The following is an 18,086-nucleotide window of genomic DNA, read 5'->3' as shown; positions in this document are numbered from 1 at the left end:
GTTTTGAACTTAGTTTGCAGACTTCCTGTCCGCTCAATCCGTAACACTACATTCCTTTATTCTTTCAGTGCGTTGTTTTGCGCACTGAGTATTGGCTTGAGTAGGTAATCCAGAACCGTTCTTTTACCAGTAATAATGTCCACGGACGCTGTCATACCTGGGATGATCGGTAACTGCTCATCGTGTCCAAAATTGGTTTTGTCGGTTCTTACTCTGACGATATAGAAGCTATTACCTTCTTCGTCTTGGGTCGTATCGGCACTGATATGCTCCAAGGTGCCATCCAATCCTCCGTATTTGGTGAAATCATACGCACTGAATTTCACGATGGCATGAAGATCGGGTCTTAGGAAAGCAATATCTTGTGGGGCTATTTTGGCTTCTACTAACAAAGTGTCTTCCGTTGGAACTATCTCTACGATATCCATTCCCGGTTGAATAACGCCGCCTACAGTATTGACGTTCAGTGTCTTAACTGTGCCATTAACAGGAGAGACCACAACGGTGCGGTTCACACGATCTTCTAACCCTACCGCTGACTCAGTCATAGAAGAGAGCTTATCTTGAGCTTGATTGAGCTTTTCTTGCTGTTCTGAGCGGAATTTCTGTGCGATATCAATGCGGCTTAGCATGGACTCTTGAATAGCAGATTTTAAAGCTGGGACTTTCAGTTCTGTGGAAGTTAACTCACGTCGAGTATCATTGACCTGACGCTGAAGCTTTAACAATTCGACTTTAGGAACAACACCCTCATCGGCAAGAGGCTTGGTGATATTCAGTTCATCACGCGCAAGGTTATAGCCTTCTCTGAGGTTATGGACGCGCGCTTGGATTTCTATCAGATCTTGTTGTTTTTGACGTACTTGTTGGTCAATAACAGAGAGCTCATTGCGTAGTTTGTTGAGGTCCTGACGGTATTCAGCGCGTTGTCTGGAAACGAGAGCTTTGTTTTCTTCTTCAAAAGTAGGCGGGAAAGCGAGTTTGTTGAAATCTAGGGTCACCGACTTTTTCCATTCTTTATCTTTGACATCTTCATTGATGACCACACTGGTTAAGGAGGCTGAGAGTTGTAAGACGTTGGCGGTCAAATTGAGAACTTGTTGCTCTCGTTCGCGGTAATCTGAGCGGAAACGCGTATCGTCAATAAGCAGGAGCTGCTGACCTTTCTTGACCGTGTCACCTTCTCTCACCAAAATCTCTTTAACGAGTCCACCTTCGAGGTTTTGGATCACCTGTACTTGTGATGAAGGAATAACTTTGCCTTGTCCGACCGTCACTTTGTCTATTTCAGCCCAAGATGCCCACACTGCTGCACTGATAAAAAAGAGCACCATAACCCACAGCATAATCCGAGCACTGGTGGGGGTATTAAGGAGTAAGGCCGCGGTTTTGTCATCGATGTAGTCGAGTTCAGCGTCAGAGACCTTTTTGTATTCTTTTTTATCCATGTTCAACTCGGAATCCTGATGGCTAGGATTTATCTAATAATATGATTTTATTACCATCGTTAATGAAATGTAACCTTTTCAACCACAAAGAGTCGATCTATCCTGCATATTTATCAACAATCTAATATTTCAAGAATTGCATCTATCGGTATGTTTTTAACGTATTTAGAAGTTTAGCAGTGGATTCTTGTTTATAAAGTAATGAATTATCGAAAATTTGTCTGGTATGGCTGCGTATGTCATAAGCTCGAATACAAACTAGGAGATTGGATTCAAAAATCGATAATAAGATGCCGTTAGCGGGTTGTTTTCTCGTAGTTTAGAGCGCAGAATTCAAGAAAAACGTGAGGAGTGGTTATGGGAATTGAAGATATCCGCCGAGAGTATTCTCAAGGGGGGTTACGTCGAAAGGACTTGAATAGCGATCCTATTGTTCAATTTAATCTTTGGTTGCAACAAGCGGTCGACGCTAAATTGACCGATCCTACAGCAATGACAGTGGCAACGGTTGATGAACGCGGAATGCCGTTTCAACGCATCGTGTTACTGAAAAATGTGGACAGTGAAGGCTTCGTTTTTTACACCAACTTAGGTAGTCGTAAAGCTCAACACATAGAGCACAACAGTAAGGTAAGCTTGCACTTTCCTTGGCATCCATTAGAACGACAAGTGCATATCACGGGTGTCGCTGAGAAATTGACGGCGATGGAAAACATGAAGTATTTCGCCTCTCGCCCCAAAGAAAGCCAACTTGCTGCTATTGCAAGTAAGCAGAGCAGTCGTATTTCAACTCGTGGCGTACTTGAAGGTAAGTTCCTAGAACTAAAGCAGAAATTTGCTAAAGGTGAAATTCCTGTACCTTCATTCTGGGGTGGTTATCGTATTCGCCCTGAATCGATCGAATTCTGGCAAGGTGGTGAACACCGACTGCATGATCGTTTCTTGTTTAGTAAAGATGGTCAAGGTCAATGGGATGCAGAACGACTCGCTCCGTAACCATTAGCGCAAATATTGTTTCTAAGCTGCGGTTTTCGCAGCTTTTTTTATGCCTCAATCATCGATATCGCACAAATTACAACCACCGTAACTTATCGCTTCATGATCATGGTTCCGGAAGCTTGATCAAGTAAAGATCCTTTTTCGCAGTTCTAAGCGGGATACAAAATCATCACTCCGTGCCCGTTATCACAAGCTTGGTGGTGATTACTTTTTCCAATTGCTATTGAAATGGGTATACTCGGCGGATCGAATCTCATTTTACAAGATGGCCGGAAACATGGTGACACGAAACAATGACATCCTTGATCATGCTTCCCCAAAACCAGCAGAAATCGTTCGGTTACCCTCTCATATGGACTCACACGAGCACCAATACACCCAAGTTGTGATCGGGTTGAAGGGGAAATCTGAGTTTGATGTAGGTGGTGTGGGTAACCTCGTCGGCCCAGGGCAAGGATGCGTGGTGACTTCAGGCCTTGATCATGCTTTCGGAGGTGTGATTGATCAGCCTGATATTCTCGTGTTGAATATGCCGCTGCCTAGTAATGATGATCCGATACTTCTTCAACGAATCAACGAGTTATCTCAGTCCAAGACATACTTTCAGTTGGATATCCAAATTCAAAAGCTGATACAAATGTTAGTGGCGGAAATGAAAAGCAGCCCTGATGATTTGCTGCTAAGTCGTGCATGCAATGACACGGTCGTAGCATTATTACAACGTCATATCTCGGATCTTAAAACATCACTTCGTGACTCACGATTCGATCTTGAGCAGATCGATCGTTACATTGAACAGCACCTGTGCCATAAGATCTCTGTCGCTCAATTGGCTGGAAGCGTATTTTTGGGCGAAAGCCAGTTTCACATGTTGTTTAAAGAGCAAATTGGTATTACTCCTCATCAATATGTATTGAACAAACGAGTCGATGCCGCAAAACGCTTGATAGAGCAAGGCAACTTAAACCTTGGCCAAGTCGCTGAGTTAACGGGTTTTTCAGGACAAAGCACTTTTACGCATGCCTTTTCACGCCTACAAGGTGTTTCCCCTTCGCAATATCGAAAGCGCTTTTCTTGATCAAGGCGATTCGCTATCAATACAAATCATCATGGCATCGGGTCGCCAATACTCAAACTCACAGTCCATTAGATCCCCATACTGGTTAAAGTTCACGCGGCAAATTTTGACAACGGGTTGTCCCTCCACCAAGTTAAGGGCTCGTGCCACATGACTTGGAGCGGATGTGGGGATGACTTCAAAGTGTGAACGTTGGGTATGGAATTGGTATTTCTCTTGGTAGCACTTAGTGAGCGATAGCGTCAGGTTTTCTTCCAGTATTTTTGGAAATAGGGTGGCGATCAGACAGTTCTCTACAAACAGCACGACCCGACCATCGATATACCTTAAGCGTTCAATAATATGGATGGGTGTAATGGTATCTACGGCCAATGCCTTGGCATACATTCCGCTCGCCATTTCACTTCTTACACTGACTAGCTTAGTTTCCGCAATACGATGCTGTTCACGGATCATCTGATGAAAGTGACTGCGCGACAATGGGTTATAGCGAATACGTTCTGGAGAGACAAACCAACCTCGACGTTCCTCTCGATAAATCAATCCTTCAGTTTCTAGTGAAGTCAGCGCATCTTTAATGGTAATACGCGTGGTAGAAAACAGCTCGCTAAGGTCTCGCTCGGATGGCAGTTTCTGGCCTGCAATCATGATATTACTTTGGATTTGTTCTCGAATAGTCGTCTTTATTTTACTGAGCTGTGTTGTTTGGATTGGCATTGAGTGATCTAGTCCATGATTCATCGGCATGAACAAGATACGACAGGTGAGTAACAGTTTCATGACAGCAGAAACTGACTTATCAGTCACTGGCTTTCATAAAGTTGACGCATAACTGCCATCTAACCTCAATAAAAACGTCAAATACAGGCACATAAATTGTCACATTCCCCAAATAGCATAAAAAGTGAACTTACTGACCTAGTCCAGAAGGATAGAGACAATGAAAACTTTGCTTAACCGTGCAAGTATCACTGCAAAACTCAGTGCTGTGACACTTATTGCCACTGCGATTTCTTCCACAGCTTTTGCTAACGATAGCGTCACTGCTCTTACAGAAGCGGCGAAGCAAGAGGGTGCGGTTTACAGTGTGGGTATGCCTGATAGTTGGGCAAACTGGAAAGATACTTGGAATGACCTTAAGTCTGATTATGGACTTAAGCACCAAGATACGGATATGAGCTCGGCACAGGAAATCGCTAAGTTTGAAGCTGAAAAGAAAAATGCGACAGCAGATATTGGTGATGTCGGCTTTGCTTTCGCTCGAGTGGCGGTTCAAAAAGGCGTAACGCAACCGTATAAGCCTACCACATGGGACGAGATTCCTGATTGGGCCAAAGATAAAGACGGCCACTGGGCACTGGCGTATACAGGGACTATCGCGTTTATCTCAAACAACAACTTGGTCAAAGATGCCCCAAAAACGTGGCAAGACCTGCTTGAGGGCGACTACAAAGTGACGGTCGGCGATGTGGGTGTGGCAGCGCAGGCCAACAATGCTGTATTGGCGGCGGCTTTCGCTAACGGTGGTGATGAGTCTAACCTTGGCCCAGCGATTGAGTTTTTCTCTAAGCTTGCCAAGCAAGGGCGTCTATCATTCACTGACCCTAGCATTGCCAATCTTGAGAAAGGTGAAGTAGAAGTGGCAATCCTTTGGGATTTCAACGCACTTAATTATCGTGACCAAATTGACCGCTCACGCTTTAGCGTCAATATCCCTCAAGATGGCTCGGTGATCTCCGGTTACACCACGATTATCAACAAGTATGCGAAAAACCCTAACGCTGCAAAATTAGCTCGTGAACACATCTTCAGTGACCGCGGACAGATCAACCTAGCTGAAGGTTATGCGCGTCCAATTCGTTCCAACGTTAAGTTGCCTGAATCGGTACAAGCTAAACTGATTGCCAACGACCAATACGGTAACGTTCATCCGGTCACAGACTTTAAAGCTTGGGAAAAATCAGCGCGTCGCCTGCCTCGCCAGTGGCAAGAAAACGTACTGATTCACCAACAGTAATTTGAGACTTTTATACAGAGGTAAGTATGAGCAATAAGGTTATCCTTGTTGTCCTCGATGGTCTCAATTATCAAGTAGCCCGTGATTGCATGGGCTACTTGAATGGCTTAATCGAGCAACAAAAAGCGACGTTGTATCCCATTCAATGCGAACTCCCTTCCATGTCCAGACCACTCTATGAGTGCATTTTGACCGGGGTACCTCCCGTCATAAGTGGCATCGTAAACAATGAAATCGTTCGCTTGTCGAATCAAGAATCGGTATTCAGCTTAGCGAAATCTCAGGGTAAAGTGACCGCGGCCGCGGCTTATCACTGGGTTAGTGAACTCTACAACCGTGCGCCTTATGATGCAGTGCGCGACCGATTCACTGATGATGAAGCGTTGAACATTCAATATGGTCGTTTCTATCATTGGGATCATTATCCTGATGAGGCCCTTTTCCTTGATGCCGAATCCTTGAGGCAGAAATATCACCCCGACTTCTTGCTGATACATCCTATGAATATCGACAATACTGGGCATAAGCATGGTCTCGATTCTAGGCAGTATCGAAACAGTGCGAGAGCTGCCGATATTTTCCTATCTAACTATCTTACGACGTGGGTGGAAGCGGGCTATCAAGTGATGATCACCAGTGACCACGGTATGAATAATGACTTGTCGCATGGTGGTATTTTGCCTGAAGAACGTGAAGTGCCGCTGTTTGTTATTGGCGAGCAGTTTACTCATGCCGTGACAGATGTGAAGCAAACGGAGCTTTGTGGCATCTGTTGTCAGTTGCTTGGACTGGAACATCGCAAGCCTTATTCACCGGAATTGATTGCATTATGAGTGGCACAGCATTAACACCTGCTTATTCGGATGAGCAGCTAATAAGCAGAAAACAATCATTGTGGAACAAGTTCAAGCCTGTACTTTGGCTTGCGCCATTTGTGCTGTTTTTTTACTTGTTTCAGCTTGCTCCTATGGTTTGGGTCTTCTTCAATAGTTTTCAATATGATGATGCCTTTTCATTCGAGAACTATGCTGAGATCTTCGATTCGAGTTTTATGATGCAGGCATTTAGCAACAGTATTTGGCTATCGATTGGGTCGAGTGTCATAGGGTTGGCTATCGCTGCACTGTTGGTGTCATCACTGCGCCGAGTGGACAGCAAGCTTCGTGATGGCGTGATTGCTTTTACCAATATGAGCAGCAACTTCGCCGGTGTGCCGTTAGCATTTGCGTTCATTATTATTTTAGGGGTTAACGGTGCAGTTACGCTGCTGCTGAAGCAGTATGGGTTGATTGATGGTTTCAACTTGTATGGCAAGTGGGGATTACTGGTAATTTATATCTATTTCCAGATCCCGCTTGGCGCGTTGTTGCTCTATCCTGCTTTTGATGCGCTGCAAGATGATTGGCAGTCGGCATCTGCGTTGCTCGGTGCCAAAACTCATCAATATTGGACTCAAATAGCCCTTCCGGTGTTATCACCAGCACTACTCGGCACTTTCATTATTCTCATCGCCAATGCCATGGGCGCGTATGCGAGCGTCTATGCACTAACAACCGGTAACTACAACGTGATTACGGTACGAATTGCGAGTTTGGTGTCTGGAGATTTATTCTTAGAGCCGAACCTTGCTGCGGCAATCTCGGTGATTCTCATGGCCATTCTTGCCTTTATCACCATCATCAATCAGTGGCTATTGTCGAGGAGTTATCATGCATCGAAATAGCAATGTGAGCGTTTACTATCATAAAGCAGTCGTCTACGGAATAGTTGGCATCATGCTGATTCCAATTGTCGCTACCTTGGTTTACTCGTTGTCGTCAAGTTGGGGGGCGACCATATTGCCAGATGGATTTACCTTAAATTGGTATGTTCAGCTACTGACGGATTCTCGCTTTCTCGCCGCCTTTGGGCGTTCATTGTTGGTGTGCTTCGCAGCTCTTGCACTCAGCGTGGTATTAATTCTTCCAGCGATCTTTGTGGTGTTTTATTACTTTCCGAAGCTCGACAAGCTAATGAATGTACTGATTTTGCTGCCATTTGCGGTACCTCCTGTGGTGTCATCGGTAGGTTTGCTTCAGATCTACGCCGACAGCGCTATACCTTTGGTTGGGACGCCTTGGATCCTTATTGGTACCTATTTCACCATCGCGCTGCCTTTTATGTATAGAGCAATCTCGAACAGCTTTGAGGCCATTAACCTTAATGATTTAATGGACGCGGCGCACTTGCTTGGAGCGAGTACCACAAAAGCATTTCTCTTGATCATCGTTCCGAATTTGAAGAAAGGATTGCTGGCGTCGTTATTTCTATCGTTCTCGTTTTTACTCGGTGAATTTGTGTTCGCCAATATTTTGGTGGGAACTCGCTATGAAACATTACAAATCTATCTTTACAACATGCGTCAAACTAGTGGTCACTTCACCTCGGCGTTAGTGATGACTTACTTTTTCTTTATCTTCCTACTGACATGGCTTGCCAGCCGTTTTAGCAGTAATCAACAGAAGGGCAAATCATGAGTTACGTATCCGTCAATCAGCTTACCAAACGATTTGGCAGCAATACGGTGTTTGAAGACATCGAATTTACCATCCAGAAAGGTGAGTTCATTACCTTACTTGGCCCCAGCGGTTGTGGTAAGTCGACACTGCTACGCAGTCTCGCTGGTCTGAATCCAGTCGAAGGTGGACAGATCATTGTTGATGGCGCAGATATCACCCATGCCGCGCCTCAGCAACGTGGTATCGGCATGGTGTTTCAGTCCTATGCCCTGTTTCCGAATATGACGGTGGCGGGCAATATCGCCTTTGGACTTAAGATGCAAAGTTTGGGTAAAGCCGAAATACAGGGTGAAGTTGCAAAAGTCGTCGAGCTGGTGGAACTGCAGGGTAAAGAAAACCACTATCCGCATCAGCTTTCAGGCGGTCAAAGACAGCGTGTAGCATTAGCTCGTGCTCTGGTCGTCAAACCAAGAATTCTGTTGTTGGATGAACCTCTGTCTGCACTGGACGCCAAAATTCGTAAGAACTTAAGGCAACAAATCCGCTCTATTCAGAAAGAGCTTAATCTAACCACTATCTTTGTCACTCATGACCAAGAGGAAGCGATGATTATGTCCGATCGAATTTTCTTGATGAATAAGGGCGAGATTGTTCAGCAGGGAGCGCCCGAAGCCATCTATACCCATCCGGCAAATGAATTCGTAGCAGGTTTTATGGGCCACTACAATTTGGTGGCAGCGGATAAAGCAAAATCGTTATTTGATATGGAGGTGAACTCGAAAGTTGCGATTCGCCCGGAGTCGATTTATGTCAAAGAACAAGGACGCGAGTACGCTAACCATATCTCTGCGCCGCGAACGGGCGTGATTAAAAACCATCAGTTGCTCGGTAATGTTATTCGCTATCAAGTCGACATTGATGACTGTGAGTTGACGGTGGATCTGCTTAACCGTTCTTCGGAGCGATTACTCGCAACAGGCAGCCAATTAGAACTGCTATTTAACCTCAACGAAATTCAACCTGTGAGAGCCTAAAATGTCTAAACCTTTATACGTATTCGACATGGATGAAACCTTGTTTGATGCTGACTGTGCAGTGCTATGGAATGAGTTTTTGGTAGAGCAAGGTATTGCCACTCAACCGGATTTCCTTGACCAAGATAAAAGGCTAATGGCGCTGTACGCCGATGGTAAGATGGCGATGGAAGATTACCTTGATTTTTCTATTGCACCTTTGAGCGAGATTCCAACGGAGGAAGTACAGCAATTGGTAGATAAGTGCATTGATGAAAAAATACTGTCACGTTTCTTTCCACAAGCGCAGACTTTGCTTGTAGATTTAAAGCGTGATGACATCCAAACCATTATCATATCTGCCTCTGTCAGCTTTTTAGTTGAAGCAATCGCCAAGCGCCTGGGGATTGATGTCGCTATGGGTATTGATTTAGAACTCAAACAGAACAGTTTCACTTCCAAGATAAAAGGCATTGCGACCTATCGAGAGGGCAAAGTGGCAAAACTAGTGCAATGGTTATCTGCACAAAAAGACAGTTATAACGAGATTCACTTTTATACCGACTCCATAAACGATCGACCTTTATGCGAGTTTGCTGATTACGCTTATTTGGTCAATCCATGCCCGGCACTAAAGGCATTGGGTGAAAAAAAAGGATGGAAGCAGCTCAAGTGGTCACTATAGTGCCCCTGCCTTGATACTAGAAATCCGCCGCTGCTATCTAAGCCAATAGCGGCGGCGTCATGGTACTGATCTTATGTGGCGATATTGTTTTTGCTCGAGCGTAAGTAGCGGTACAGCAAACCAACAATCGCTCCCGCCATAAGGCATAAACTTACTATCACCAACGACTTAGAAAGTAGCTCTTGGTAGTCATTAAGTCTTGGATGAATCATCAGCCATTTTCCAGTGAGCATAAGGATCAAGCACCAAATAACAGAACTGCTTATGCTGATAAAGAGAGTTCGCATGAAATTCAGCTTCGATAACCCCATAAGCATCGGTGTAAGGACTCTCACAAATGGGATAAATCTGGAGATGAATAATGATAGGAACCCATAGCGACTCAACAAGTGTTTGGCCTTGGGGAGTGAATCATTCGGTAACACGCGGTGCAAAAAAGGCACAAGCCGAGTTTGGTTTAAAACTCGTCCTTGAATATAGGCGTTAATGCTTCCCAATGACGCGGCTAAACAGAGTGCTCCAGCGGCGGGGTAAAACTCCAAAATTCCGACTCCAACTAATCCGCCGACAAACAGTACTAAACTGTCTCCGGGCAGTGGTAAGAAGACGAAGCTAGATTCGAGCAATAGAATGAACGCGAGCAACAGGAGAAAGCTATTGAGTGAGCTTACTTGAGCAAGGGTGTCAAAATCATGGTGCCATATAGCAACGAGTATTTCTTGCATGATGAAAAAATCCTTATTGGTCAGTTAATAACATCACTCAAACATCAAGATGATGTAAGCAAAGAACAAAATGAGGTGGGCCATGCCATTTAGGGAGTTGGTTCTGCCACTACTAAAGCTGACGGTGGTCATCATGAGTGTGGTCACGAGCAAGACCATTTCGGCAGATGCCAAACCAAGTTGAATCGGTTGCTGTATGACTTCAGATATCAGAAGGACAGCCGGTACGGTGAGTGCGATAGTTGCCAGTACGGAGCCAAAGAACAAGTTCATCGCGCGCTGCAGCTGATTGTTTAAAGCGGCCTTAACAGCCCCGACTGCTTCTGGCGCAAGAATCAAGATGGCGACGATCAAGCCTCCCAGTGCTGGTGGGGCACCAAGTAAGCTGACAGTGCCATCGATAGGAATAGCCAAGCTTTTAGCTAGCAGAATCACTACGACTAAATAGCCTACAAGTAGCAGTGAATGGTAAAAGTTACTCTCGAGAGGACCGTGAAAATCGTGGTTATCTTGGTGGTCCTCATCCATAAAAAAATGGGTGTGGCTGCGTGTCTGAATAAACAGAAACACGCTATACAACACCACTGAAGCTAAAACTAGCGTGATAGTGAGCGCCTTAGACATCGACCCTAATTCTGTAACGCTGGTGAAATTTGGTAACACCAAACACAACAACGACAGAGGAATGATGGCGACGAGGTAAGATTTCAAACCATCAAGGTTGTACTTCTGTGTGTGGTATTTTAGCCCACCGATGAGTAACGTAATACCGACTAAACCATTGAGCACGGCCATCACAACTGCAAACATGGTATCTCTTGCCAAAACAGGATTGGCTTCTCCCGTCAGCATGACAGAAGAAATCATCACCACTTCCAAGAGGATGACTGAGAGGGTAAGAATTAACGTTCCATAAGGGTCTCCTAGCTTGATAGCTAGTGCGTCAGAATGGCGAACAACGGCAAATATTGACGCCATGACCACGATGAACAGAGCAAAGGTGAGTATCATGCCCCTAGGTGAGCTCATTTGAGCCTGCAAGATGCTGTCACCACCAAATTTAAACAAGACGACGGTAACGATACCAAGCAGCAGTACGAATTCCTGCTTTAAGAACGGTGTCATGGCATGGCCTCCTCTGGTTTCGGTGTTGCCACTCTATAGTGTTCAGGTCGGACACCCATCATTTGAGGTAAGGTGACACCAAGTGAAATTGACGACCATGTCCCACAGGCAATACCCACACACAACGCAATCGCGAAGCCTTCTAACGCAGGTCCACCTAATAACCACAAACTAGAAACGGTTACCAATGTGGTGCCTGAGGTAATAAGAGTTCTCGAGAAAGTGGCACGTACCGAGTTATTGATAAGCGTATCCGCTGACTCGTTTGGTTTTGCTTTGAATAGCTCGCGGGCTCTATCAGCGATAATGATGGAGTCATTCAAAGAGTAACCAAGCACTGCCAGTACAGCAGCGAGTATGGTGAGATTGAACTCCATCTGGGTGACGGCAAAGAGACCGAGTACGATAACAATGTCGTGAACCAGCGCCACTAATGCGCCTAGAGCGAGTCGCCATTCAAAGCGGTAGCTTAGATAAAGCATGGTCAACACAAAGCAAGCTAGTATTGCTACGCCACCTTGCTCAACCATATCTTGGCCGACTTGAGGGCCCACCATGCTGCTGTTTAGGATCTCTACGGATGTGCTGATGGACTCTAATGATGGCGCTAAGGACAGCACGACATCATCGAGCTGGTTATAGCGTAAGATCCAACGGCCGGGCTCTGTCGAGCTTACCACCTGAACATCTTGCATCAATGCGTTATCAAGGGACGCTTTGAGCTCAGCTGCGGCAATGGAAGCATCTAAGCGTACTTCAGCCACAATACCGCCAGTAAAATCCAATCCCCAGTTGAAGCCTTTAAAGGTGATAAAAGCAACGGCTAAAGCAAAAAGCAGCGCGGAAATTGCCGACATACTAAAGCGAACTCGGCTCAGAGAATGTTGCGAAAGAGTCATATCTAAATCCTCACTTCTCGGCGCTGGTCACGCCCCCAAACAAGATTGATGATGGCGCGCGATAAGAACACGCCAGTGAACATACTGGTCAATAGGCCGAGCCCAAGTGTGATAGCAAAACCCTGAACTGGGCCATTACCGATGGCATACAGTGCAATGGCCACGATCATAGTGGTGAGGTTGGCGTCGAAAATAGAACGGAAGGCACTGCTAAACCCTTTTTCAATGCTCTGTGCTAGCGTTCGTCCTTCTCGCATTTTGTCTTTGATGCGTTCAAAAATAAGTACATTGGCATCTACTGCCATACCGACGGTCAGCACCATGCCTGCAATACCAGGTAAGGTAAGCACGGCTCCGGGAAGTAGGGCTATTAAGCCAAATAGGCTCATCATATTGGTGAGCAAAGCGACATTGGCGACCCAGCCCAAGCGTCGATACCAAAGTGCAATGAAAGTCAGTGTCAGACCTAACCCTAGCGCTAACGCAGCAAAGCCATTTTTAACGTTTTCAGCACCCAGTGAAGGGCCGATGGTTCGTTCTTCAATAATGGTAACAGGGGCTGTGAGTGAACCTGCTCTTAGTAAAAGTGCTAGCTCTTGTGCATCTTGCATGCTGCCAACACCGGTAATACGAAAACGACTGCCTAACTGTGACTGAATGGTGGCAATACTGATCACCTTACTGAGCTGTTCGCTATCGCCTTCAGCATTGCGGCTGTACTCGCTGTAGACCGTCGCCATTGGGTTACCGATATTGCTGCGGGTAAACTGAGACATTTTTCTGCCACCCGATGTATCGAGGGAAATATTAACTTCAGCGGTTCCCATATCACCGACGCCAGCTCGAGCATCGATAATATGTTCACCGCCAAGAATGGCGCGACGTTCCAAATTTACTGGAACTCCGTCATTGTCTGGCAGTACTTGGGTGCGGTTACCACGTCCATCAGCGACGGCATGAAAGGCCAATGAAGCTGTCGCACCGATAACGTCTTTAGCCGCTGCTGGGTCTTGCACACCGGGTAATTCTATGCGAATGCGATTCTCGCCTTGTCGCTGTACCGAGGCTTCAGTAATACCAAGCTCTGCAATACGCTCTCGCATTATCTGCAAGTTTTGCTGGACTGTCAGGTTGCGCAGAGTGCTTTTCTCTTCATCAGCCAATGTGAGTCGAATCGTGTTGTCTTGGATTGACGTGTGCCAGTTAGGAAACTGCTGTCGTAAAAAGGCTCGCGCTTCTGAGGTAGAAGTCCCACCAAACAGATTGAGCTGAACGTTATCGCCCGCGATTCGACCTCGGCTAGCTCGAAATTCAGCAGAGAACTCATCGATAACCATTTGACGGTGTGCTTGATAGACGGGCTCCATATCGACTTCCAGCAAAAACTGGACGCCACCTCTTAAGTCAAGACCCAGAGCTATTGGCGAGAAGCCTGATTTTAGTAACCATTGAGGCGCTGCTGGCTCCATCGCTAGCGCGACGGTTGTGGATTCATCTAAGTGTTGTTTTAACAGTGTTTGCGCCGCAGCTTGTTGTCTGGGGCTACGTAGAATCACGATGGTTTTATCACCATCTTGTTCAATGTTAGTGGGGGTGATGTTGGCTCGTTCAAGGTATTGAGCGATTTGACTCGCATCAGAAATTTGCCCTCGATGGTTAATATGAAGGGCGGCATTCTCACCATACAAAGATGGTAGAGCACTTAACAGCATGACAAGTAAGCTAAGTATGAGTACCACATACTTCCATTTGGCGTAGCGGTTGATTGGTTGACGTGATGGTTTTTTCACAATGAAACTCTCTAAAACGGATCAGAATGAGCGCATGGTCATCATGAAAGAGGCGAAAGCCGGAACCAAATCAGTCTGTGAAGACATTTATTTCAGTCGTAAGCAAGCCGCTGCTCTTAATGTGCTGCGCGTGTTGAAGCGTTCAGGTAGTCCTGAACTTGGTCTTGAGAGTTAGTTTGAGTGAGGTTGTCTGTGAGCGTACAAGGTGTTGGCTTCTTTCCAGCCGGCCACTCTTGAGGGAGCGCTTTGTGTGCGGCTCGTCCATTGACGTTGCGGTGGAATAAGCGAGGTGCTTCTTGTGGCAAGCGCCAGCAGTGGAGGTGCTAAGAAGGCAATTAATAGGTGGTAATCAGGCGCTGCTTTTTGGTCGGCATCCCAACTATCACTGATGACACGTCTGGATGAAGAAAGAAACAGTGGGCCTGTGTAATCATTAAGAATTGAACCACTATCATCTGCTGGGGCATTAAAATCATCAGATGGCGTCGTTGAAAGATCGACGGTGATAACACTATTAGCGAGATTGGAAGTGTTGGGCGTGAGATACTCGTCTGCGCTTACAGTATGTGTGCAAACTGTAATCATAAGCGCTAGAAATAGACGATACCAACGTTTAACCAATGAATAACCTTTACGTGTAAGCGATGACTTTCTGGTTCGCGGGCAGTATACCGGATGCTGGTCACAAAATGGGCAAAGGTTAGCGAGATAAGTGTTAGTAATTGTGTCTGCACAGGCCTGCTCACCATAATGAATAACAGTGAGCAGATATTAGAGAGGGAATTGACATACCAGCAATACTCATATGCTCATTAGCCGACTGGTCACCTAAATAAACAACAGGTTAATTAAGTAGTAACGGCATCAAAAATCTTTCCGTTTGCGACTCCCTCTAAAGCGCTTTGATAGCACAAAGCAACATCCGCTGCTGAAATTCCATTAGTACTGTCCATTCCCATTCGTTCCATCGTTTCTTTTACGAATGAAGGGCTTACCGCATTGATGCGGTGATTGTTTTTGAGCTCAAGAGATGCGGTTGTGACAAACGCATTAATGGCGGCCACACCCATCGCAATAGCTGCTGTTCTTTGGGTTGGAGCGTTACTTGCCTGCCCAGAGGTTAGTGTTATCGAGCCTCCCGGAGTTAAGTAGTCAATTCCTAGTCGCGCGACGTTGACTTGTCCCATCACTTTATTAGTGAGTGCTACCTGATATGCTTGGTCAGATGTATCATCGAAGTCAGCCATCATTCCATTTCCAGCCATACTGACGATGGCATCAACAGCACCGACGCTTTCGTACATGGCTTTGATTGAGTCGTAATCTTCAATATCTACTCGATGTTCACCTTTCGAGTATCCTACAGGGATGACGGTATATTTATCGTCTAAAAGTTCGAGTACTGCTTGCCCAATGATCCCATTTGCGCCTATGGCGAGTATTTTTTTCATGCTGATTGTCCTGTTAGATTGAAATGAGTGTGGTCAAGCCAATCAATAACTTGGCTCGTAATTTCAAGATGTTGGTCTTCTTGTAGAAAGTGCGAAGCATCTGTAATTGTGCGGTGAGGCTGATGTGCGGCACCTGTAAAATTCGCTTGGAACTTTTTGTCGTATCCACGGCCTGCCAAGAAAGGGTCTTTGTCGCTAAATAGAGTCAAAACAGGCTTTTGCCACTGTTTGAGCTTCTGCCAGTCTTCATTGACTTGATTGAGGTCCGAAGCCACGATTTCCGGCATTTTTCTAGGGCCAGCGTAGTATCGCTTGTCGGGAAATGGCGCGTTATAGGCGTGAATTTCGCTCTTAGTTAATGGTTTTGTGGTTAGCGCCTGGATGACTTCTCCTATATCCAAATGACTAGCGGTTCGAAAGTAGCCGGCCCAATTTCCGTAGTTGATTTTGTTTGTGAGTTGGCTCAAGTCGGTTTGACCTGCTGAGGCAGCCATTAGCTTTAGTACACTAGGGACTAGTAATTTTTCTAACCCTTTCATTTCGGCGAGCACGGTGTTAGACACAATTAAGCGATCTAACCACTTTGGTTGATTTGCCAAAGCTCTAAGGCCAATCATACCTCCCCAATCTTGCATAAACGCGGCTGCGTGGTGGAGATTGAGTTTATTAACGAACATCGTCATCCATTTGACATGGTTGGCGTAGGTATGAGTATCGGTACTGACAGGTTTATCTGATTTCCCAAACCCGATAAGGTCGGGTGCTATTACTCGGTAGCCTGCATCGACCAAAATCGGAATCATATGACGATATAGGTAGCTCCACGAAGGTTGTCCATGAAGAAGGAAAACAGTATTTGAGTTCTGTGTCCCTTCATCAACGTAATGCATGCGATAACCATCTATCTCTATGTAATGAGGTGAGAATGGATAGTCTGCTAGGTTGTCGAACGCTGAATCTGGTGTTCTTAGAAATGTCGATGGCATGATGGATCTCCTGTGTCCCTGCTTGATATAGACTTTAGAGGAGTTTTATGGACTAAAAAAGCATAGCTTTTATATCAACTTGGTCATAAAATTAGACCATGATTGCCCTCGAACATTTACACGTTATCCACGTGATTCATCAAGAAGGGAGTTTTCGCAAAGCAAGCGAGAAACTCTTTAAAGCTCGTTCTGCGGTTTCCTATTCGGTGAAACAAGTGGAAGAGTATTATCAAGTATCCATTTTTAGCCGCGATACCTATAGACCAGAACTGACTCGTGATGGGCAACTTCTCATGCCTAAAATTCAACAGTTATTGAATGCAGCGAACGAGTTTGATGTGTTTGCCAAGCAAATGACGGGGGAAGTTGAGCCAGAATTACGACTTAGCGTCGGCGCGATTTTCCCAATTGAAAAGGTGACGGGACTATTGACGCAGCTTAAGCAGCATTTCCCAGAGACAATATTGCACCTTAATATCGAAACGGCGTCTGGTGAACGTATGTTACTGGATGGACTGGTAGACATTGGCATTTATGCGGGTCTAACACAAGATACTCAAAGAGTTAGGTATCGACATATCGATCAGATCCGTTTACCTGCTTATATTTCCAATCAATCTTCAATCGCTATTCAAGCTGATATGACCGTTAAAGACTTGTTGAGCGTACCTCAAGTTGTGGTTAAGTCGTCTTATAAGACTAGCCCTGATTCAGGCATTTTAGAGGATACCGTTCACTGGTATGTCTCTGATCATCATACTAAAAAGTCTATTATCCGCAGTGGACTTGGCTGGGGACGATTATCAAGTGATGAAGTGCAAGCAGAAGGACTCGATAATTTAATAGAACTCAACTGCATTGATAAACTTGAAGTGCCGATTTATATGGCGTGCGCTAAAAATAAAGCGTTGGGACCCGTGGCTAAGATGATTTGGCACTACTTTGATGAAATGTCGACGACGTAATGTGCGATGAAATGATGCAAACCTGACAGGTCTGCATCGTCTTTCTTATTTTAAGCCATACTGACGTTGTTAAAAACGCTCTGTTCGAGTTTGTTGAGACGTTGATACAGATGCACTGTTTCACGAGCACTTTCTATTGCTTGTATGGTGGTCATCAAATGGTCTTGAGCATGAACCATCACTAGTGTGACCGGGATTTTACCTTCACCTTCATCGGCGCCTATTAATTCCGTTTGAACTAAATGAGCTTGACGAATTGCTTCATCTGCTTGATCTAGATAGCTTTGTGCTTGTTCAAACTGTCCGTCACGGGCACTTTTAATAGATTCCATGGATAGACTTCTAGCTTCACCTGCATTGCAGATTAAGCCCATGATGGTGATCTCAAGATCCATATTTGATACCCC

The 18,086-nt window shown here is 45.4% G+C and carries 20 protein-coding genes; 10 read left to right on the top strand and 10 right to left on the bottom strand.

Translation table 11 applies throughout. The annotated features are described in order from the left end of the window. Positions 1 to 56 precede the first annotated feature (56 nt). Entirely contained in the window at positions 57 to 1,448 is a 1,392-nt protein-coding gene (locus AWH66_RS13575) for an HlyD family type I secretion periplasmic adaptor subunit (RefSeq protein WP_063602850.1), read from the bottom strand. Positions 1,449 to 1,805: 357 nt separating this feature from the next. On the opposite strand from AWH66_RS13575, the gene pdxH reads away from it, so the two are divergent. Continuing rightward, the gene (gene pdxH, locus AWH66_RS13570) at positions 1,806 to 2,444 is read left to right on the top strand and encodes a pyridoxamine 5'-phosphate oxidase (protein WP_063602849.1); all 639 of its coding nucleotides are present in this window, start codon (positions 1,806 to 1,808) and stop codon (positions 2,442 to 2,444) included. Positions 2,445 to 2,724: 280 nt separating this feature from the next. Continuing rightward, positions 2,725 to 3,525: an AraC family transcriptional regulator gene (locus AWH66_RS13565; RefSeq protein WP_143081511.1), complete on the top strand. Its 801-nt coding sequence runs from the start codon at positions 2,725 to 2,727 to the stop codon at positions 3,523 to 3,525. Here AWH66_RS13565 and AWH66_RS13560 read toward each other — a convergent pair whose 3' ends face one another. Further along, complete coding sequence (locus tag AWH66_RS13560) at positions 3,526 to 4,242, bottom strand: UTRA domain-containing protein (protein ID WP_083400038.1); 717 nt, start codon at positions 4,240 to 4,242, stop codon at positions 3,526 to 3,528. It lies immediately after the preceding gene. 223 nt (positions 4,243 to 4,465) lie between these two features. Here AWH66_RS13560 and AWH66_RS13555 point away from each other — a divergent pair, with 223 nt between their 5' ends. From AWH66_RS13555 to AWH66_RS13530, 6 genes are read left to right on the top strand one after another with little or no spacing between them, the layout of a single operon-like run. Beyond that, positions 4,466 to 5,542 (top strand): ABC transporter substrate-binding protein, encoded by a 1,077-nt coding sequence (locus AWH66_RS13555; protein WP_006069698.1) that lies wholly within the window; start codon positions 4,466 to 4,468, stop codon positions 5,540 to 5,542. Positions 5,543 to 5,568: 26 nt separating this feature from the next. After that, positions 5,569 to 6,375: an alkaline phosphatase family protein gene (locus tag AWH66_RS13550; RefSeq protein ID WP_063602847.1), complete on the top strand. Its 807-nt coding sequence runs from the start codon at positions 5,569 to 5,571 to the stop codon at positions 6,373 to 6,375. Then, complete coding sequence (locus AWH66_RS13545; protein ID WP_063602846.1) at positions 6,372 to 7,265, top strand: ABC transporter permease; 894 nt, start codon at positions 6,372 to 6,374, stop codon at positions 7,263 to 7,265. Before AWH66_RS13550 ends, AWH66_RS13545 begins: the two co-directional genes overlap by 4 nt. Further along, a complete protein-coding gene (locus AWH66_RS13540; RefSeq protein WP_063602845.1) occupies positions 7,252 to 8,058 on the top strand; it encodes an ABC transporter permease in 807 nt (268 codons plus the stop codon). Before AWH66_RS13545 ends, AWH66_RS13540 begins: the two co-directional genes overlap by 14 nt. Then, on the top strand, positions 8,055 to 9,074 hold the full coding sequence (locus tag AWH66_RS13535) for an ABC transporter ATP-binding protein (RefSeq protein WP_063602844.1): 1,020 nt from the start codon (positions 8,055 to 8,057) through the stop codon (positions 9,072 to 9,074). The genes AWH66_RS13540 and AWH66_RS13535 overlap by 4 nt, the downstream gene beginning before the upstream one ends. A gap of 1 nt (position 9,075) precedes the next feature. Beyond that, the gene (locus tag AWH66_RS13530) at positions 9,076 to 9,738 is read left to right on the top strand and encodes an HAD family hydrolase (protein WP_063602843.1); all 663 of its coding nucleotides are present in this window, start codon (positions 9,076 to 9,078) and stop codon (positions 9,736 to 9,738) included. 71 nt (positions 9,739 to 9,809) lie between these two features. Here AWH66_RS13530 and AWH66_RS13525 read toward each other — a convergent pair whose 3' ends face one another. Genes AWH66_RS13525 through secD form a run of 4 tightly spaced genes read right to left on the bottom strand, consistent with a single transcriptional unit; the run spans position 9,810 to position 14,280 of the window. Continuing rightward, the gene (locus AWH66_RS13525) at positions 9,810 to 10,463 is read right to left on the bottom strand and encodes a DedA family protein (RefSeq protein WP_063602842.1); all 654 of its coding nucleotides are present in this window, start codon (positions 10,461 to 10,463) and stop codon (positions 9,810 to 9,812) included. A gap of 33 nt (positions 10,464 to 10,496) precedes the next feature. Further along, positions 10,497 to 11,588, bottom strand: a complete 1,092-nt coding sequence (locus AWH66_RS13520) for a calcium:cation antiporter (protein WP_063602841.1) — start codon at positions 11,586 to 11,588, stop codon at positions 10,497 to 10,499. After that, the gene (secF, locus tag AWH66_RS13515; protein ID WP_063602840.1) at positions 11,585 to 12,487 is read right to left on the bottom strand and encodes a protein translocase subunit SecF; all 903 of its coding nucleotides are present in this window, start codon (positions 12,485 to 12,487) and stop codon (positions 11,585 to 11,587) included. Before secF ends, AWH66_RS13520 begins: the two co-directional genes overlap by 4 nt. Positions 12,488 to 12,489: 2 nt before the next feature. Next, positions 12,490 to 14,280: a protein translocase subunit SecD gene (gene secD, locus AWH66_RS13510; protein ID WP_063602839.1), complete on the bottom strand. Its 1,791-nt coding sequence runs from the start codon at positions 14,278 to 14,280 to the stop codon at positions 12,490 to 12,492. Between secD and AWH66_RS25945 the strand changes: the two genes are divergently transcribed. Beyond that, positions 14,279 to 14,452, top strand: coding sequence for a hypothetical protein (locus tag AWH66_RS25945; protein ID WP_167360955.1), 174 nt, complete (start codon positions 14,279 to 14,281; stop codon positions 14,450 to 14,452). The genes secD and AWH66_RS25945 overlap by 2 nt on opposite strands. Here the strand turns inward: AWH66_RS25945 and AWH66_RS13505 are convergent. The 3 genes from AWH66_RS13505 to AWH66_RS13495 form a co-directional block, all read right to left on the bottom strand. Beyond that, a complete protein-coding gene (locus AWH66_RS13505) occupies positions 14,449 to 14,898 on the bottom strand; it encodes a hypothetical protein (RefSeq protein WP_063602838.1) in 450 nt (149 codons plus the stop codon). The two genes, AWH66_RS25945 and AWH66_RS13505, sit on opposite strands and share 4 nt — an antisense overlap. Positions 14,899 to 15,125: 227 nt before the next feature. Beyond that, positions 15,126 to 15,728: a short chain dehydrogenase gene (locus tag AWH66_RS13500; protein WP_063602837.1), complete on the bottom strand. Its 603-nt coding sequence runs from the start codon at positions 15,726 to 15,728 to the stop codon at positions 15,126 to 15,128. Next, positions 15,725 to 16,714: a haloalkane dehalogenase gene (locus AWH66_RS13495; protein ID WP_063602836.1), complete on the bottom strand. Its 990-nt coding sequence runs from the start codon at positions 16,712 to 16,714 to the stop codon at positions 15,725 to 15,727. Before AWH66_RS13495 ends, AWH66_RS13500 begins: the two co-directional genes overlap by 4 nt. A gap of 98 nt (positions 16,715 to 16,812) precedes the next feature. On the opposite strand from AWH66_RS13495, the gene AWH66_RS13490 reads away from it, so the two are divergent. Further along, entirely contained in the window at positions 16,813 to 17,679 is an 867-nt protein-coding gene (locus AWH66_RS13490) for a LysR family transcriptional regulator (RefSeq protein ID WP_063602835.1), read from the top strand. Between the two features lie 50 nt (positions 17,680 to 17,729). On the opposite strand, the gene AWH66_RS13485 is transcribed toward AWH66_RS13490, so the two are convergent. Continuing rightward, positions 17,730 to 18,074 (bottom strand): PTS lactose/cellobiose transporter subunit IIA, encoded by a 345-nt coding sequence (locus AWH66_RS13485; protein ID WP_063602834.1) that lies wholly within the window; start codon positions 18,072 to 18,074, stop codon positions 17,730 to 17,732. Positions 18,075 to 18,086 lie beyond the last annotated feature (12 nt).

The organism is Vibrio barjaei (genome assembly GCF_001639065.2).
Taxonomy (GTDB): domain Bacteria; phylum Pseudomonadota; class Gammaproteobacteria; order Enterobacterales; family Vibrionaceae; genus Vibrio; species Vibrio barjaei.
This window is presented reverse-complemented; position numbering and strand designations above follow the sequence as displayed.

Excerpts from the sequence above, each read along its gene's own strand:
- AWH66_RS13565 (WP_143081511.1), top strand. The coding sequence starts at position 2,725 with ATGGTGACACGAAACAATGACATCCTTGATCATGCTTCCCCAAAACCA.
- AWH66_RS13525 (WP_063602842.1), bottom strand. The coding sequence starts at position 10,463 with ATGCAAGAAATACTCGTTGCTATATGGCACCATGATTTTGACACCCTT.
- pdxH (WP_063602849.1), top strand. The coding sequence starts at position 1,806 with ATGGGAATTGAAGATATCCGCCGAGAGTATTCTCAAGGGGGGTTACGT.
- AWH66_RS13485 (WP_063602834.1), bottom strand. The coding sequence starts at position 18,074 with ATGGATCTTGAGATCACCATCATGGGCTTAATCTGCAATGCAGGTGAA.
- AWH66_RS13520 (WP_063602841.1), bottom strand. The coding sequence starts at position 11,588 with ATGACACCGTTCTTAAAGCAGGAATTCGTACTGCTGCTTGGTATCGTT.
- AWH66_RS13495 (WP_063602836.1), bottom strand. The coding sequence starts at position 16,714 with ATGCCATCGACATTTCTAAGAACACCAGATTCAGCGTTCGACAACCTA.
- AWH66_RS13500 (WP_063602837.1), bottom strand. The coding sequence starts at position 15,728 with ATGAAAAAAATACTCGCCATAGGCGCAAATGGGATCATTGGGCAAGCA.
- AWH66_RS13535 (WP_063602844.1), top strand. The coding sequence starts at position 8,055 with ATGAGTTACGTATCCGTCAATCAGCTTACCAAACGATTTGGCAGCAAT.
- AWH66_RS13550 (WP_063602847.1), top strand. The coding sequence starts at position 5,569 with ATGAGCAATAAGGTTATCCTTGTTGTCCTCGATGGTCTCAATTATCAA.
- AWH66_RS13560 (WP_083400038.1), bottom strand. The coding sequence starts at position 4,242 with ATGCCAATCCAAACAACACAGCTCAGTAAAATAAAGACGACTATTCGA.
- AWH66_RS13540 (WP_063602845.1), top strand. The coding sequence starts at position 7,252 with ATGCATCGAAATAGCAATGTGAGCGTTTACTATCATAAAGCAGTCGTC.
- AWH66_RS13490 (WP_063602835.1), top strand. The coding sequence starts at position 16,813 with ATGATTGCCCTCGAACATTTACACGTTATCCACGTGATTCATCAAGAA.
- AWH66_RS13530 (WP_063602843.1), top strand. The coding sequence starts at position 9,076 with ATGTCTAAACCTTTATACGTATTCGACATGGATGAAACCTTGTTTGAT.
- AWH66_RS25945 (WP_167360955.1), top strand. The coding sequence starts at position 14,279 with ATGAAACTCTCTAAAACGGATCAGAATGAGCGCATGGTCATCATGAAA.
- AWH66_RS13555 (WP_006069698.1), top strand. The coding sequence starts at position 4,466 with ATGAAAACTTTGCTTAACCGTGCAAGTATCACTGCAAAACTCAGTGCT.
- AWH66_RS13575 (WP_063602850.1), bottom strand. The coding sequence starts at position 1,448 with ATGGATAAAAAAGAATACAAAAAGGTCTCTGACGCTGAACTCGACTAC.
- AWH66_RS13545 (WP_063602846.1), top strand. The coding sequence starts at position 6,372 with ATGAGTGGCACAGCATTAACACCTGCTTATTCGGATGAGCAGCTAATA.
- secF (WP_063602840.1), bottom strand. The coding sequence starts at position 12,487 with ATGACTCTTTCGCAACATTCTCTGAGCCGAGTTCGCTTTAGTATGTCG.